Source organism: Gordonia sp. AC31, from assembly GCF_031844505.1.
Taxonomy (GTDB): Bacteria; Actinomycetota; Actinomycetes; order Mycobacteriales; family Mycobacteriaceae; genus Gordonia; species Gordonia hongkongensis.
Genome location: NZ_JAUZVK010000016.1, coordinates 23,761 through 38,462, shown reverse-complemented (window position 1 = coordinate 38,462; position 14,702 = coordinate 23,761). Strand labels below are relative to the sequence as shown.

At 68.8% G+C, this 14,702-nt stretch carries 14 protein-coding genes; 7 read left to right on the top strand and 7 right to left on the bottom strand.

The window, feature by feature from the left end; all coding sequences use genetic code 11:
• Window positions 1–16 precede the first annotated feature (16 nt).
• Window positions 17–919, top strand: coding sequence for an alpha/beta fold hydrolase (locus tag Q9R39_RS18155; protein ID WP_311277912.1), 903 nt, complete (start codon window positions 17–19; stop codon window positions 917–919).
• Here Q9R39_RS18155 and Q9R39_RS18150 read toward each other — a convergent pair.
• Entirely contained in the window at window positions 899–1,576 is a 678-nt protein-coding gene (locus tag Q9R39_RS18150; RefSeq protein WP_311277911.1) for a hypothetical protein, read from the bottom strand. The genes Q9R39_RS18155 and Q9R39_RS18150 overlap by 21 nt on opposite strands.
• Before the next feature lie 205 nt (window positions 1,577–1,781).
• Complete coding sequence (locus Q9R39_RS18145; protein ID WP_068969999.1) at window positions 1,782–2,474, bottom strand: DUF6474 family protein; 693 nt, start codon at window positions 2,472–2,474, stop codon at window positions 1,782–1,784.
• Window positions 2,475–2,701: 227 nt separating this feature from the next.
• Here Q9R39_RS18145 and Q9R39_RS18140 point away from each other — a divergent pair, with 227 nt between their 5' ends.
• Window positions 2,702–4,354, top strand: a complete 1,653-nt coding sequence (locus tag Q9R39_RS18140; protein WP_311277910.1) for a TM0106 family RecB-like putative nuclease — start codon at window positions 2,702–2,704, stop codon at window positions 4,352–4,354.
• A gap of 44 nt (window positions 4,355–4,398) precedes the next feature.
• On the opposite strand, the gene Q9R39_RS18135 is transcribed toward Q9R39_RS18140, so the two are convergent.
• Window positions 4,399–5,370 (bottom strand): hypothetical protein, encoded by a 972-nt coding sequence (locus Q9R39_RS18135; RefSeq protein WP_311277909.1) that lies wholly within the window; start codon window positions 5,368–5,370, stop codon window positions 4,399–4,401.
• Window positions 5,371–5,663: 293 nt separating this feature from the next.
• Between Q9R39_RS18135 and Q9R39_RS18130 the strand changes: the two genes are divergently transcribed.
• From Q9R39_RS18130 to Q9R39_RS18120, 3 genes are all read left to right on the top strand, one after another.
• A complete protein-coding gene (locus Q9R39_RS18130) occupies window positions 5,664–6,239 on the top strand; it encodes a helix-turn-helix transcriptional regulator (RefSeq protein WP_058253707.1) in 576 nt (191 codons plus the stop codon).
• Window positions 6,240–6,363: 124 nt separating this feature from the next.
• Entirely contained in the window at window positions 6,364–6,876 is a 513-nt protein-coding gene (locus tag Q9R39_RS18125; protein ID WP_058253708.1) for a hypothetical protein, read from the top strand.
• A gap of 42 nt (window positions 6,877–6,918) precedes the next feature.
• Window positions 6,919–8,094 (top strand): MAB_1171c family putative transporter, encoded by a 1,176-nt coding sequence (locus tag Q9R39_RS18120; protein WP_311277908.1) that lies wholly within the window; start codon window positions 6,919–6,921, stop codon window positions 8,092–8,094.
• 61 nt (window positions 8,095–8,155) lie between these two features.
• Here the strand turns inward: Q9R39_RS18120 and Q9R39_RS18115 are convergent, their stop codons facing one another.
• The 3 genes from Q9R39_RS18115 to Q9R39_RS18105 all read right to left on the bottom strand — a co-directional run bounded on the left by Q9R39_RS18115 (window position 8,156) and on the right by Q9R39_RS18105 (window position 10,420).
• Entirely contained in the window at window positions 8,156–8,917 is a 762-nt protein-coding gene (locus Q9R39_RS18115; protein WP_165629234.1) for an SDR family NAD(P)-dependent oxidoreductase, read from the bottom strand.
• Window positions 8,918–9,054: 137 nt separating this feature from the next.
• On the bottom strand, window positions 9,055–9,750 hold the full coding sequence (locus Q9R39_RS18110) for a TMEM165/GDT1 family protein (protein ID WP_311277907.1): 696 nt from the start codon (window positions 9,748–9,750) through the stop codon (window positions 9,055–9,057).
• A 148-nt stretch (window positions 9,751–9,898) separates the two neighbouring features.
• Complete coding sequence (locus tag Q9R39_RS18105; protein WP_058253731.1) at window positions 9,899–10,420, bottom strand: hypothetical protein; 522 nt, start codon at window positions 10,418–10,420, stop codon at window positions 9,899–9,901.
• A 213-nt stretch (window positions 10,421–10,633) separates the two neighbouring features.
• Here Q9R39_RS18105 and Q9R39_RS18100 point away from each other — a divergent pair, with 213 nt between their 5' ends.
• Window positions 10,634–12,775, top strand: a complete 2,142-nt coding sequence (locus tag Q9R39_RS18100; RefSeq protein ID WP_197414703.1) for an ABC transporter ATP-binding protein — start codon at window positions 10,634–10,636, stop codon at window positions 12,773–12,775.
• A complete protein-coding gene (locus Q9R39_RS18095) occupies window positions 12,772–13,524 on the top strand; it encodes an energy-coupling factor transporter transmembrane protein EcfT (RefSeq protein WP_065631284.1) in 753 nt (250 codons plus the stop codon). The genes Q9R39_RS18100 and Q9R39_RS18095 overlap by 4 nt, the downstream gene beginning before the upstream one ends.
• Window positions 13,525–13,922: 398 nt before the next feature.
• Here the strand turns inward: Q9R39_RS18095 and Q9R39_RS18090 are convergent, their stop codons facing one another.
• Window positions 13,923–14,552, bottom strand: coding sequence for a superoxide dismutase (locus Q9R39_RS18090; RefSeq protein WP_004021423.1), 630 nt, complete (start codon window positions 14,550–14,552; stop codon window positions 13,923–13,925).
• Between the last annotated feature and the right edge of the window lie 150 nt (window positions 14,553–14,702).

Below are 14,702 nucleotides of genomic sequence, written 5' to 3'. Positions count from 1 at the left end.
CACAGAAAGGTCATCGATGACGACGCGCATCACCCGGTTCGAACGCGGACCCCACACCTTCGACGTCACCGACGAAGGTCCGATCGACGGTGAACCGATCGTGCTGTTGCACGGGTTCCCCCAGCGGGCCTCGTGCTGGGAACTGGTCGCGGAAATCCTGCACGACAACGGGTTCAGGACCCTCGCGCCGGACCAGCGTGGGTACTCGCCCGGTGCTCGCCCCGCACGCCGACGGGACTACGTGCAGAGCGAACTGACCGCCGACGTGCTCGCCCTGCTCGACGCCGCCGGCCTCGAACGAGCCCACGTCGTCGGCCACGACTGGGGCGCACTCGTCGGGTGGGCGGTCGCCGCGCACCATCCCGAGCGGGTGAAGAAGCTGACCGCCCTGTCTGTTCCGCACCCAGGGGCCTTCCTGCGCTCGATGCGCCACGGACAGATCTTCCGGTCCTGGTACATGGCCGCCTTCCAGGTTCCGGTCCTGCCCGAGAAGTTCCTCGGCTGGGCGATGCGAACACAACCGGACTTCGGGGAGCGGATGGGACTTCCGCAACCGTTCGCGTCGCGGATCGCCCGTGAGATCGGTGAGTACGGCGCCCTCCCCGGCGCGCTGGGTTGGTATCGCGCGATGCCGCTCCCCGACAAGCGATCCGCGCCCCGGCCGGTCCGCGTCCCGACCACGTTCGTGTGGGGCGACGCCGACCCGGCCATCGGCGAGGAGGCGGCCCGCCTGTGTTCGGGGTGGGTCGACGCGAAGTACGAGTTCATCGCGTTGCGCGGCGCCGACCATTGGCTGCCGGAAGCGCACGCCGACGACGTTGTCGCCGCGGTCCTCGACCGGGTCGGCGATCTCGCCCCGGCGAACGGTTCGACCACCGCCCCGTCGGCGGTGGGACCGTCAGCGCAGGACTCGGCGTAACACGACGAAGACGATCAGCGCGACCACTGCTGCGAGCCCGGCATACGCGGGCGTCAGGTTGGTGGTCGGGGGTTCGGTGGGCGAACCAGAGCGCAACTGCGCGAAAGTCGCACGGGCGGCGTCTGATTCGGCGACCACATCGACCGGCGGATGCGTGGGCGCGGGGGTGGGATCGGCGGGCGCGGGGGCCGAGGACGCGGTCGGGGCCGGCTTCGGGGAGTGCGTCACCGGCGGCTCGGGGGGCGACGCCGGGGTCGTGGCCGACGACACTTGAGGCGCTTCGGGTTCCGGGGTCGGAGTCGGCGGATCCACTGGCTCCGGGGCGGGCGGCGCCGACTTCGGCGGCGCCTTCTTGGCCGGTGCCTTCTTGGCTGCCGACTTCTTCGCCGGTGCGGCCCCGGCGGCCTTTTTCGCGGGGCTCTTCTTGGCCGGTGCCTTTTTCGCGGGGCTCTTCTTCGCCGCCTTCTTCGGCGGAAGCTTGTCGCCGCCGGATTCCGCGGCAGCCGTCTCCGGCGAGGCCTTCTTCGCTACCGGCGCGGCGGGTACGGCGTCGGGTACGGAGGCGGACTCTTCCGGTGCGGCAATCGGGAACAGCGCCTGCTCGTCTTGGTTCGACTCTCTGGCGGACGGCGTGGCGTTCGGATCCGGCTCGGTCATACGGCGCTCCCTCGCAAGTGTCCGGCAGGCGCCCGGCAACTGCTGCGCCGCGCGACACGTTCGCACCCATCCTAATGGTGTGCGCCGGAACCGGGCACCGGCGACCGGATCCCGCAGCCTGTTTCCACACGTGCCGCTGATCGCTCGCCGATATCACCCAAGCGGCCGCCCACCGGCACGGCGAGGACCCGGCTCGGACCGTGGGTCAGGAACGGACCCCGAGCCGCGCGAGGATGTCGGCGTCGACGGCTTCGAGTTCGTCGGCGATGGACTTGTGGGCGGTGCGGCGCTGACCGGCCGACATCGTCTCGGCGGTCTGCACCGCGATGTCCAGATTGTCGAGGCGCTTGGTCATCGCCGCGACGAAATCCGTGGAGTCGGAGCTGGTGTCCTGCGCGACGACCTTCTCCAGTGCCGTACGGGTGGTCGCGATCCGCGCGGACAGGGTCGCTCCGTGACCGCTGAACTGGCGCAACACCTCCGGTGAGACCCCCGCGCGGTTCGCCTGCAGTGTGGAGAGCTGTTCGCGTCCGGCGACCGCGGCCCGGTAGACGACGGGTGCGGCGATCGGTGCCACGAGCCGGGCGACGGTGAGGTAGCGCTTCACGCTGGCCGGGCTGAGAGCCTTCGCGTCGGCGGCGGCCTGCGCCTCGACGGCGAACTTCTTCGCCTCGGCCTTGCTCACCTTCGTCTGGGACTTGGCGAGCTGCTTGGCGGTCTTGCGCTCGGCTTTCATCTCCTTCTGGAAGTACTTGTGCTCGTTCTTGCGCCGGGCCTTTTGTTCCTTGCGCCGCGACTTGGCGTCGAACTTGGCCTCCAGCTTGGCTTTCGCCTTGAGAGCCTTGGCCTCTGCCTTGCGCTGAGCACGAGTCGTACCGTCGGAGGAGAACAATCCCATCGAATGCCCTTTCGCTGCTGCCGAGAAGACCGCAGTCGACCCCCGGCCTGCTCTCGTTCCGCTCCCGGCGCCGGTGTCGACCGGCTCGCTCGATCGCGTCCGGCGCCGCACTTCGTGGCCCCGCTCGCTTCGCTCCCGACGTCAGGCGCGCGTGATAACAAGTACAAGCATGACATGTGGTTGTATCCGACCACGTGTCCGTCCGTTCGAGCCCGGAAAGGGATGGCGTGGTCCCTGTCGTGTTGTCGCCGCGCGACCTCGCCGGTTGCGAGCACCGGGTCGCCCTCGACTTCGCGCACGACAGACGTCCCGCCGACGAACCCGATCCGCCTGGCGTGCAGCGTCGCAAGGAGGCCGCGGCCGACCATCGAGCGGCGATACGCGAGCTGCTCCGCGGGGTACACAGCGATCAGCCGGGCGCGTTCGTGGTCGTCGACGCCGATGCGAGCACCGCTGAGCGCGTCGCGGCCACGCTGCGTGCCTGCGCCGCCGGGGCGTCGTGGATCTGGAACGCGACCCTGCCGACCGACCGGGAGCACGGGCGCCGTGGCCATTCCGAACTGCTGGTGCGGGTCGGGGACGGCTACACACCGGTCATCGTCGTCAATCACCGGGTCAGCCAGCCGGCGAAATCGACGCCGGAACCGGACGGGCGTGCGCCCAGCCTGGTGACCAGTCCGTTCTGGATGTGGGCACCGAGCCCCGACCCATATCGGACCGGCCGGCCGAACCGACGGGACAACCTCCGGCTGGCTCATCTCACCGCCATGCTCGTGGAGATCGGCAGGGCGTCGTCGACCGACACGACGGAGTTGCGCGGCGGCGTGATCGGCGTGGACGCGGACTGCATCGTCGTCCTGGACACCGGGGCGATGCTCGAGGACTACTCGGCGATCCTCGAGCATCGGCTCGCGGTCGCGGGTGGGCAGGTCCCCACCGAGCCCCGCCGGATCAGCGAATGCCGTTCGTGCCCGTGGTGGGTGCGCTGCGGACCGGAGCTCGAGGAGAAGCGCGACGTCAGTCTCGTGGCGAGCGGCAACCAGGGTTCGGTCCTGATCGATGCCGGGATCACGACGATCGACGAACTGGCCGCACAGCGCGGGGCCCCACCGGAGGGCTGGCCGGGCGGCGTCCGGTTCGGCGACGCGATCATCAACGCGATCGCCTGGCTCACCGGCACCGAGCTCGTCCGGCGCGTCGACTCGCCGCGGGTCCACCGCGCCGACATCGAGATCGACGTCGACATGGAGAGCTACGGCGAGCACGGGGCGTATCTGTGGGGGACACTGCGCACCGACAACACCGACTCGTCCGCGCCCGTCGAGTACCGCCCGTTCGTCACCTGGGACCCGCTGCCCACGCGCGACGAAGCGCGGTCGTTCGCCGAGTTCTGGGGATGGCTCATGGCCGAACGCGCCGCCGCCCGCGAGGCCGGGAAGACGTTCGCGGCCTACTGCTACTCCCAGCAGGCGGAGAACCGATGGCTGCTGGGGTCGGCCGACAGATTTGCCGGCGAGCCGGGCATCCCGGCGCGCGCCGAGGTCCAGGCCTTCATCGCATCGTCGGAATGGGTGGACATCTACGAGGCGGTCGGCGAGAACTTCATCTGCCCGCGGGGCAAGGGCTTGAAACGAGTGGCGCCGGTCGCGGGGTTCTCGTGGCGCGACGACGACGCGAGCGGCGAGGCGTCGATGGAGTGGTACCGGGCGGCTGTCGCGCTCGGGGGCGGGCGCCCCGACGACGGGCAGCGCCGGCGACTTCTCGAATACAACGAAGACGATGTCCGTGCCACAAAAGTGTTGCGCGAGTGGATGACCGACGGCGCGGCCGCGCAGGTGCCCCACGAGCGGGATCTGCTCGACCGGTTCCGGGCGAGCTGACGACCTCAGCCGAACCGCTGGGTCGAACGTCTCGTCGCCGCGTGTCAGGGACGCATCGAGCGCAACGAGTCGAGGAACGACCCGCTGCCGAGCAGGGCGACGGCGCCGAGCAGCAACAGTGCTCCCGGCGCCACGCCGAGGACGAACTTTCGCACCGACGTCAACGTCGAGTCCTGCGGTACACCGGGGGAGGCCTGCGGCGGATCGACCGGCGGTCCCGCTGCACCCGCAACCGTCTGCGAGGTGTCGGTGCCGTCGGCTTCGACGTCGGTGTCGGGCTGTGGAGAACGACGATCGGTGTCCGGCCCGCTGCCGGAGCCGGAGCCGGAGTCCGGAGTCGGCCCGGTCGAACCACCTCCACCAGGAGGGGCGACCGTCGGTACGTCGGCGACGGCCGGACCGGTGTTCGGGGGGACCCTGGCCGGGTCGGACCCGCTCACATCGCCGTCGGACGCCGAGGGAGCGTCCTCCTCCCGGCGGGTGCCGGGGGACGGGTCGTCACCGTCGCCATCGCTCCCGGATGTGGTCTCGCGCATGGTGGTCGTCGGGTCCGGATCATCGGTGCTCGTCGTGGTGGTGGTGGTGGTCGTCGTCGTGTTGCTGGTCGTGCTCGTGGTCTCGCTCGTCGTGTCCGACGTCCCCGGCATGGGCGACGATCCACAACCGCAGCCCGTGGGATGAGACGGTGCGGAGGACTCGTCCGTGGTCTCGGGATCGGTGCTCTCGGGGTCCGTGGATTCGGGTTCGGTCGTCTCGGGGTCGCTGGTGTCCGAGTCGTCGGTCGGCGAGCCCGCGGGTGTGTCGGTGTCGGCGTCGTCGACCTCGTCCGTGTCATCGGGATCGCTGTCGGCGTCACCCGCCCAGTCGGCGCCTGGCGCATCGGGGCCGGGTGGGGCTGTCGACGCAACCCCGGGCGCGACGACGATGAAGAGAATCGCGGCGAGAGCGATCAGAAGGACGGCGAGACCACGCGGCTTGGCACGGGCGCCGCGGGGGGTCGGGAGACGGTGGCTCATCGTTCGTCAGGCGTACAGTCGAGGGGGTGAAACATCGTCGCTGACACCATGCGGCGGATCGACGCGCACCGCGGGCCGAACCCGAATGTTCATCTGACGGATCCGCGTCGGCAACCCATGACCCCCATGAATGTGAAGAACGCCACACTATCGATCGTTACACCATCTTTACAGGTGATACGCGCAGAGCGCGGCGGTCCGGTACTTTCTGATCGTACCGATCGTTGCAACGGCCGTGTACAGCGGGCTTTAATGCTTGCAAATTCAAATTTTGCGTTTCGGAGAAGATTGTCATGACTTCAGGAGGGGCGGAGAAGCCTATGGGCGACACCGGACGCACCGACTCCGATCGTTCGAGGACGACGGACGCGGATGCTCTCGACCCCGGGCTGTTCGCCCGGCGGCTCGAGGAACTGTTCCGGACGGTTCCTGGTCCGAACGGTAGGGCGTACAGCGCGAAGGCGATCGCGGCGCGATCGACCGAGCGGGGTTTCCGACTCGGCGAGTCGTATCTGAGCCAACTGCGATCGGGGAAGGCCAAGTCTCCCTCGTTCCGCACGGTGGAGGGCATCGCGGCCGCTTTCGGGGTCGACGTGCACTACTTTCTCGAGGATCGGGCCGCGCAGCGTACCCGCGACGAGATCGATCTGATGCGGTTGCAGGCCGACACGAACGTCCAGCTGGCGGCCTTCCGCCTGGCCGGGTTGTCGAGTGATTCGGTCACGGTGGTGAACGAGCTGATCAAGGTGCTGCGCGAGCAGCAGGGTCTGCCCAAGGATCCGCCGGACGTGATCGCGGCCGGTCTGAGCGACACCAAGCCGTCGGCCGATTCGCGGCTTCGCGTCGTCGGAGACCACAGCGACGACTGACCGCCGGTGAGGCGTTCGCGGAGCCATTCGTTCCGGACCGAGGGGTGTCGGCCCGGACAGGCCAGCGAAGTCGATCGCTGCGGGTGGATTCCGGCGTGGTGCGCGCTCGTGATTCGATGAGCTCATGCGTCGATCCGAGCGCGCATTGCGCGCATTGTGCCGCGCCGAGCTGAAGGGGCTCGATCTCGATCTGCCCCTCGACGTGGCTCAACTCTGCGAACGGTACGGTGACCGTCGCGGTCGGCCAATCCGCTTGATCGAGCATGCCTTGCCCGCGGGGGTTCCCAACGGCATCTGGCTGGCCGCGACCGACGCGGACTACTTCTTCCACCAGGCCCACACCTCACGCTTGCACCGCAACCAGATCGTCGTCCACGAGTTCGGCCATCTGATCGCCGGCCATCAGATCCTCGGTGAGGCCTCGGCGGCGGGGATCGCCGCCCTGACGCAGGACGAGTCGGCAGCCGCGCTCCGGCGCACGTGCTACTCCGACGACGCCGAGTGGGAAGCCGAGATGCTCGCCTCGTTGATTCTCGGCTGGGCCGAGGACGCCGGCACCGGCGTCGGGAGCACCGCGTCGCACGGCGAACTGCGTGGACTCCAGAAACTGTTGGGGGGTCATCGCGGATGGCTGTGACACGCCGGTCGGTTGCGGCACCGGGAAGAATGTGAGTCCCTGTTGGGCGTGATCACTGTCGCGGGCGGGGGCCCGACGGTCAATCTGCTGGCCTCCGGGGTGGACGTCGGGATCGGCGCGGTCAACGCCGTCGCCGCGGTCGTCTTCGCCCTCGCGTTCTGTTGGCGCCTCGATCAGATCCGCCGTGCGGGATGGGGGTTGCAGCCGCTGGCGATGATGATCGCCGTGGCGGCGCTGACCCTCGCATTCGTCGTCGTCGACGACTCGGTCGCCGACGTGCTCAACGAGGTCGGTTTCACCGGCCTGTCGAGGGTGGCGTTCTACGCGCTCCTCGCGATCGGGGTCGCGGCGCTCGTGGTGGTGTTCTTCTTCCCCGGCAAGGTCACGCGCGAACGCCGGGCCGGATGGGAGGCGTTGCCCCTCGTCGTGGCACTCGTCGGGCTGCAGGTGACCATGCTGGTCATCCCGGTCGAGATCCGGACCGCGACCATCGACGAATGGACCGTCCAGAACTGGGGTTTCGCGCTGTTCATGCTGATCGCCAGCGGCTACCTCGCCTACGGCTTCGTCGCCTGCGTCAACAGCGTCCGCAAGTTCTATGCGACGGCGGACGGCTATCTCCGTGTGTCCCTTGGCCTTCTGATGACGGGTCTGACGTGTCTCGCGGTCGGCGCGGTCTGTCAGATCGTGTTCGTGATCGTGTCCGCGACGAACGTCGTTCGGTCGCCGTGGCTCCTGACGACGAATCGGGCCGTCGCCATCGTCGGCGTCGTCACGTTCCTGATGGGGATCAGCTATCCGATGGTCTACGCGCGGGTTCAGTCGGTCGCGGCCAACCGGCGTCGTCGACGCCTCGACGCCGAACTCGTGCCCCTGTGGCGACTGGTGACCGACGCGGTCCCCGGAGTGGTGCTACCGGATGCCGGCCGGCTGACACCGACCACCCGATTGCATCGGCGCGTCGTCGAGACCCGAGACGCGTTGACGCAGTTGAGTCCTCGGGTCCCGGCGGTGTTCGGGTATGCCGAACCCGAGGTGCAGGCGAGGCTGTTGCGGGCCGCCGTGGCCGGACACGATCCGCGAGAGGGTGACGGCGGTGCCGTCCGAGACCTGGCGCCGGCCGATGGCGAGGGTCTCGAAGCTGATGCCGTGCCGTTGATCAGACTGGCCCGGGCGCTCGACGCCGTACAGTTGGTCGAGGAGCCGGCCGACCGGTGATGCGCCGGCCGGCCCTCGAACAGGCGAAGTCGCCTCAGGTGAACAAGGCGAGTCGGTCGGACTAGCGCGGCGCCATCCGGATCGCGCCGTCCATGCGGATGGTCTCTCCGTTGAGGTAGTTGTGCGCGACGATGAACTCCGCCAATTGCGCGTACTCGTCGGGCTCGCCGAGACGTTGCGGAAACGGGATGCCCTCGGCGAGGGTCTTCTGGAACTCGGGGGTGACACCAGCCAGCATCGGCGTGCTGATGGTGCCGGGGGCGATGGTGCACACGCGCACGCCGACGCGTGCGAGGTCGCGGGCTGCCGAGATGGTCATCGCGTGCACACCACCCTTCGACGCCGCGTAGGCGATCTGACCGATCTGGCCTTCGAACGCGGCCACCGATGCGGTGTTGATGATGACGCCGCGCTGACCGTCACCGTCGATGGTGGACTCTTCCTGCATGCGGTTGGCGGCCAGTCGCATGACGTTGAAGGTGCCGACCAGGTTGATGTCGATGACCTTGCGGAAGAGGTCGAGCTCGTGCGGGCCCTTCTTGCCGAGTATCCGTGCGGCCCAGCCGACGCCGGCGCAGTTGACCGCGACACGCAGCGGTGCCCCGGACTCGGCGATGGTGTCGATGACGGCCTGGACCTGGGTCTCGTCGGTGACGTCGGCCGCGACCAGCGTGACTCCGTCGGTGGGCGCGGCCTTGTCGATCGAGGCCTGCAGGTCGAGGCCGAAGACCTGGGCGCCGGCTGCGGCGAAACGCCGTGCGGTGGCCGCACCGAGGCCGGAGGCCCCGCCGGTGACCAGTACGGAAGCGCCTGAAACGTCCATGTGTGAGGTGATCCTTTCGCGGTACCCGACCCGTTCTCCTGCCGGCCGCGTCGCCGTCGTCGGCGACGCCGCTCCGGCTCGTGCTGCAGTTTCACGATAGTCAGACGGCTCGCACCAACTGCAAAAGACCCCCTGAATTACCGAACGAGCGCTCGGGCGCCCTCGTCGGAACGGAGGCGGTTCTCCCGGCGGATCAGCACGATGCCGATCCCGGTGATGATCACGACCGCACTCAGCGTGCCGGCGATCACAGGTACCGACGCACCGATCAGACCGTCGGTGATGAGCCAGGCCGCGAAGGCGAAGAAGAGAACTGCCGCGCCGATCGCGATGACGCGCTCGGGAAGGTGGCGGCCGAGCAGGACACCCACACCGATGGCGAGAGCGTCGGCGGCGACCATGCCGAGCGTGGACCCGATCCAGACCCCGAGCCAGTCGTTGTCGGTGGCCAGCGTGATGGTCGCGAGCATGGTCTTGTCGCCCAGTTCGGCGAGGAAGAACGCCGACATGACGGCGAAGAACACCGAGGCGCCGACGCGGGTCGCCCGGTTGGACTCCTCGTCGTCGAGCCGGTCTCCGCGCAGCGTCCAGAGGCCGAAGACAAGCATCGCCAGGCCGGCGAGGATCGTCAGGAGCGTGGTGGGTATCGACAGACCGAGGAAGTGGCCGAAGAACACCGAGACCGCGTGCACTGCGGTGGTGGCCACGGTGATCGCGAGGAGGATGACCCACCAGCGATAGCGCAGGGCGTAGGTCATCGCCATCAGCTGTGACTTGTCACCGAGTTCGGCCACGAAGATCACGCCGAAGCTGAGGAGCAGGGCGGCAATCACGGACGCCAGGTTAGTCAGCGCTAACTCGCGGAAGCAACTCGTCGAAGACCCGTATTTCCGCAGGTAGGGCCATCAAAATCAGATGTTCGGGGACCCGTATCCACGGGGTCGGTGACCCGTCGTATGGCCTTCGGACAGCCGCCCCGCCCTACGCTGCGAGAAGCATGGCCAGCACGGCGGTGTCGGGGTCGGCGTTGGGGTCGATACCCACCTGATTGCGGAGGTTGACCACCGTGCCGTCGGCCTCCGCCTCGGCCCATCCCGCCCGGTGTTCGAGCCCGAGTTCGGGGAGTCCGGGTAGCAGCACGCAGCCGGAGGCGACCTGGGAACACTCGGGCAGGGACGGGCGCGTCTGCGACGGGGGATGCAGCATGACCAGCGCCGGCGGATTGTTCAGGAAGCGGCCCGCCTCGACGAAGCTGTCGTCGACGACATTGCCGATCGCGACCATCATCCCGACGGTGTCCGCCTCACCCTGCTCCGGACGCTGCTCGACCACGCCGAAGATCGTCGTCGTGGGCAGGAAACCCGGCCGGCAGGCGATCCGGACCGAGGCCACCAGCGTCTGCGTCCACTCGAGCGTCGACTCCGGCCAGCGGCCCGAGATGAGAATGCCGTTCAGCGTGCCCTCGTGCTGGAACGGTGTGAGGCCGATCGGAATCGATTGCATCATGTCCTCCTCCGACCCGGGCACGACCTCGGGTGATCCACGGACTGGGGACCGACGGCCGACCCTGGTGAGAAGACCTTCCACCGGTGGCGAGGCGTCGACAACTCGAAACACCGTGTTGTGATGGATCTTTAACATGCGAACGAACGACAGCGGTGGTCGCGGAGCACTGTCCCCGCCGGTGGGGGCGACGACACCAGGCACACTGGACCGGTGAAGAACTCGCCCCCGCTGCGACCCATGGAGTTCGCGTCCGTCGCGATCTTCGGCGGACTGACCGTCGCGGCGGTGGTCATCGCGTCGGTCATCCCACTGGCCCAGGCCGCCGGACTGCTCGCCCCGGTGCCGCTCGCACTCATCGCGGCGCGTACGCGGCCGCGGGCCCTGGTCACCGCCACGGTCGCCACCACCGCGGTCGCGTTCGCGATGGCGGGCACCGGCGCGATGGCAACCGTCCTCGGATCCGCGCTGGTCGGCGGCCTGGTCGGCGACATCAAGCGCCGGGGCCGGGGGATCGGTGTGCTCGGGGTCGCCACGCTGGTCGCCTCGCCGGTGCTCGGTGGGATCTCCGTGCTGATCCTCCTGATCCTGGTGCCGCTGCGTGAGCTGACGATCGAGGCGATGACCAACTCCATCCACGGCGTCGCGAAGTGGCTGCACGGATGGGGCCCGACCGGCGGCGTCGCCGATGGGCTCGACGCCATGAGCCGGAGCATCGCCGACGACTGGTGGGTGTGGGTCTGGGTGTCGGGAACCCTCGGCACCGCGATCTCGCTGCTCGTCGCGTGGTGGATCCTCGGTTCCGTGATCAGCAGGCTGCGGGACGTGCCGAGCGAGGACACACTCGACGCCGTCCCGTCGGGGTTCGCCCCGGCCGCGGTGGTCGCCGCGGCCCACGATCCGGGCATCGCGCCGCTTCCGCTGGTCTTCGAACGCGTCGGGTTCGCCTACGCACCGGAGGCGCGCCCGGTGCTGCACGACATCGACCTGCGGATCGATCCCGGTGAGTTCGTCGCCGTCGTCGGCGCCAACGGTTCCGGGAAGTCGACGCTGGCGAAGATCCTGGCCGGGCGTGACCCGTCCACCGGTGTGGTCCACCGGCCGGGCCTGCCCGGTCTGGGCGCGCACGGCGGGACCGCGCTCGTCCTGCAGCGTCCCGAGATACAGATGCTGGGTTCCCGCGTCGCCGACGATGTCGTCTGGGGTCTGCCGCCCGGCGTCGACGTCGACGTCGAGGCACTGCTCGACGAGGTCGGTCTCGCCGGACTCGGTGACCGGGAGACCACGGACCTGTCCGGCGGTCAGCAACAGCGGCTGGCAATCGCCGCGGCGCTCGCCCGGGATCCGCAGCTCCTCATCGCCGACGAGGTGACGTCGATGGTCGACCCGGAAGGCCGGGGACAATTGCTGGCGCTGCTGGCGGGCCTCCCGGCACGCCGGGGGATCGCCGTCGTCCTGGTGACGCACCGCGGCAGCGAGGCGGCGGCGGCCGATCGGGTGATCCACCTGGCCGGGGGACGCCTCGTGCCGCACGCGCCCGACTGGATGCCGGGTCCCGACGCCGACCTGGGCGCGCCGAACCCGCGCCCGTCGCCCCCGCCCGCACCGACCTCGCGGATCGGCGGGCCGCTCCTCGTGCTCGACCAGGTGGGTTACGCGCACCTGCCGGGCTCACCGTGGGAGGTCGTTGCCCTGCAGGACATCTCGCTGACGGTCTACCGCGGCGAGGGACTCCTCGTCGTCGGCGGCAACGGATCGGGCAAGACGACTCTCGCGTGGATCATGGCCGGCCTGCTCCCGCCCGGGACCGGTACCTGCCGTCTGCTGGACATCCACGAGAAGATCACTCCCGGAGCGGGTTTCGACGCCGGAACACCGATGACGGAGCGGGTCGGCGCGGTCGGACTCGGATTCCAGCACGCGCGTCTGCAACTGCAGAAGGTCACCGTCGCCGACGAGATCATGGCGGCCGGTGGTGAGAAGGTGGGCACCGCCGAGGTCGCCCGGGTCCTCGAACTCGTCGGGTTGCCGCGCCGGATGGCGGTCACCAAGGTCGACGCGCTGTCGGGCGGACAGATGCGGCGCGTCGTGCTGGCCGGTCTCATCGCGCGCCATCCCGACCTGCTGGTCCTGGACGAGCCGCTGGCCGGTCTCGATCCGCCGGCACGCGAGGAGATCGTCGCACTGCTGGCCCGGCTCCGCGCCGACGGGATGACCATCGTGATCATCTCGCACGACTTCGAGTCGTTGGAGTCGGTGTGCACCCGGCGGGTCCGACTGGTCGACGGGCGTCTTCTGCCCGATTCGCAGCAGATGATCGACCAGGCTCCCGGCTGGGACGGAGGAACCCGATGACGATGCGTACCGTCCCGCTGCGGCAGGTGCCCGGCGACTCGTTCGTGCACCGGCTGTGGGCGGGGACCAAACTCGTGATCGTGCTGATCCTCGGGATCATGACCTGGGTGCTGCCGTCGTGGCCGGCGCTGGGCATGGTCGCCGCGGTGGTGGTGATCACCGCCCTCGTCGCGGGAATCCCGTTGGGCGCCATACCTCGTCCGCCGTGGTGGTTCTGGGGTCTGATCGGCATCGGCGTCGCGTTCAACGTGTCGTTCGCCGGCATCCCAGGCGCCCTGGTCTTCCTACGCGCGATCACCTTGGCACTCGTCCTCGTCGCCAGTTCAATCCTCGTCATCTGGACCACTCCCATGGCCGACGTGGCGCCGGCGCTGGCGCGGCTGATGCGCCCGCTGCGGTGGCTCCGGCTGCCCGTCGACGAGTGGGCGGTCGCGATCGCGTTGTGTCTCAGGGGTCTTCCGCTGCTCATCGAGGAGTTGCGGATGCTGCGTGCGGCGCATCGCCTCCGGCCGACGGCCAAGGGCCGCAGCGACCATCCGTCGGCAGAGATGGGGATCATGGATCTGATCACCGCGGCGATGTCGTCGGCGCTCCGACGCAGCGCCGAGATGTCCGAGGCGATCACCGCCCGCGGCGGCACCGGCCGCCTGACCGCCCATCAGGCCGGCCCCGGGCGCGCAGATGTGGTGGCGCTCATCGTGATCGGCCTGGCCTGCGCGGTCGCCATCACGGTCACGCTCGTTCTCTGAGGGTGACACTCGTAAGCTCGCTCCTCAGTATCTGCGGCCCGACGGCCGTCGTGGACCGCTACGGAACTCGTTGTCTCGGAGCGGGCCCACCCACTGCTCCCTGAGGAGGCCGGAGCTTGCGGAGGCCGTCACGAAGGGTCCTGGTGAGATGCGTCGCCAAACCCTTCGTGGCTCGTCGCTAACGCTCCTCGCACCTCAGGGAGCAGGGGGAAAGCTCGCAAGTCGCTACTCAGGGAGCGGAGGGAAAGCTCGCAAGTCGCTACTCAGGGAGCGGAGGAAAGCTCAAGTCGCTACTCAGGGAGCAGGGGTTTGCTTGCAGCAGAGAACGTGGCCCCGAACAACAAACAGCGCCGGTCACCCGAAGGTGACCGGCGCTGTTGAGGTTCGGCGAACCGGGATCAGGCCGGGACGACCAGGCCGCTGCCCTGGCTCTTCGCGCGGGCGAGACGCTCGTTGGCGTCGGCCCAGTTCACGACGTTCCACCACGCCTTGACGTAGTCGGGCTTGACGTTCTGGTAGTCGAGGTAGAAGGCGTGCTCCCACATGTCCAGCATGACGACCGGGATGATCGCGGCAGGGATGTTGCCGCTCTGGTCGGTCAGCTGCAGGATGACGAGCTTGCCGCCGATGGTGTCGTAACCCAGGATCGCCCAGCCCGAACCCTGCAGGGTGGTGGCGGCGGCGGTGAAGTGGGCCTTGAACTTGTCGAAGCCACCGAACTGTTCGGTGAGGGCGGCCGCGAGGTCGCCGTCGGGCTCGCCACCGCCGTTGGGCGACAGGTTCTTCCAGAAGATGGAGTGGTTGGTGTGACCGCCCAGGTGGAACGACAGGGTGGCGGAGAGTCCGTAGACCTTGCCGGCGATGCTGTCGTCGTCGCGGGCCGCGGCCAGCTTCTCCAGGGTGTCGTTGGCGCCCTTGACGTAGGTGGCGTGGTGCTTGCTGTGATGGAGCTCCATGATCCTGCCGGAGATGTGCGGTTCCAGTGCCGCGTAGTCGTAATCGAGATCCGGCAAGGTGTATTCAGCCACGATGTTCCTCTCTGAGGTGCTACTCGTTTCCCTGTCCACGCATGGCTCCGACGACTCGGCCGGGCGCCACGCGAATGCTTCCAGCCTTCCCCAGAGCATGGGTGATTGCAACAATCCCGCGCCAAGAAACATCAAGTGCGGTTGAGATGT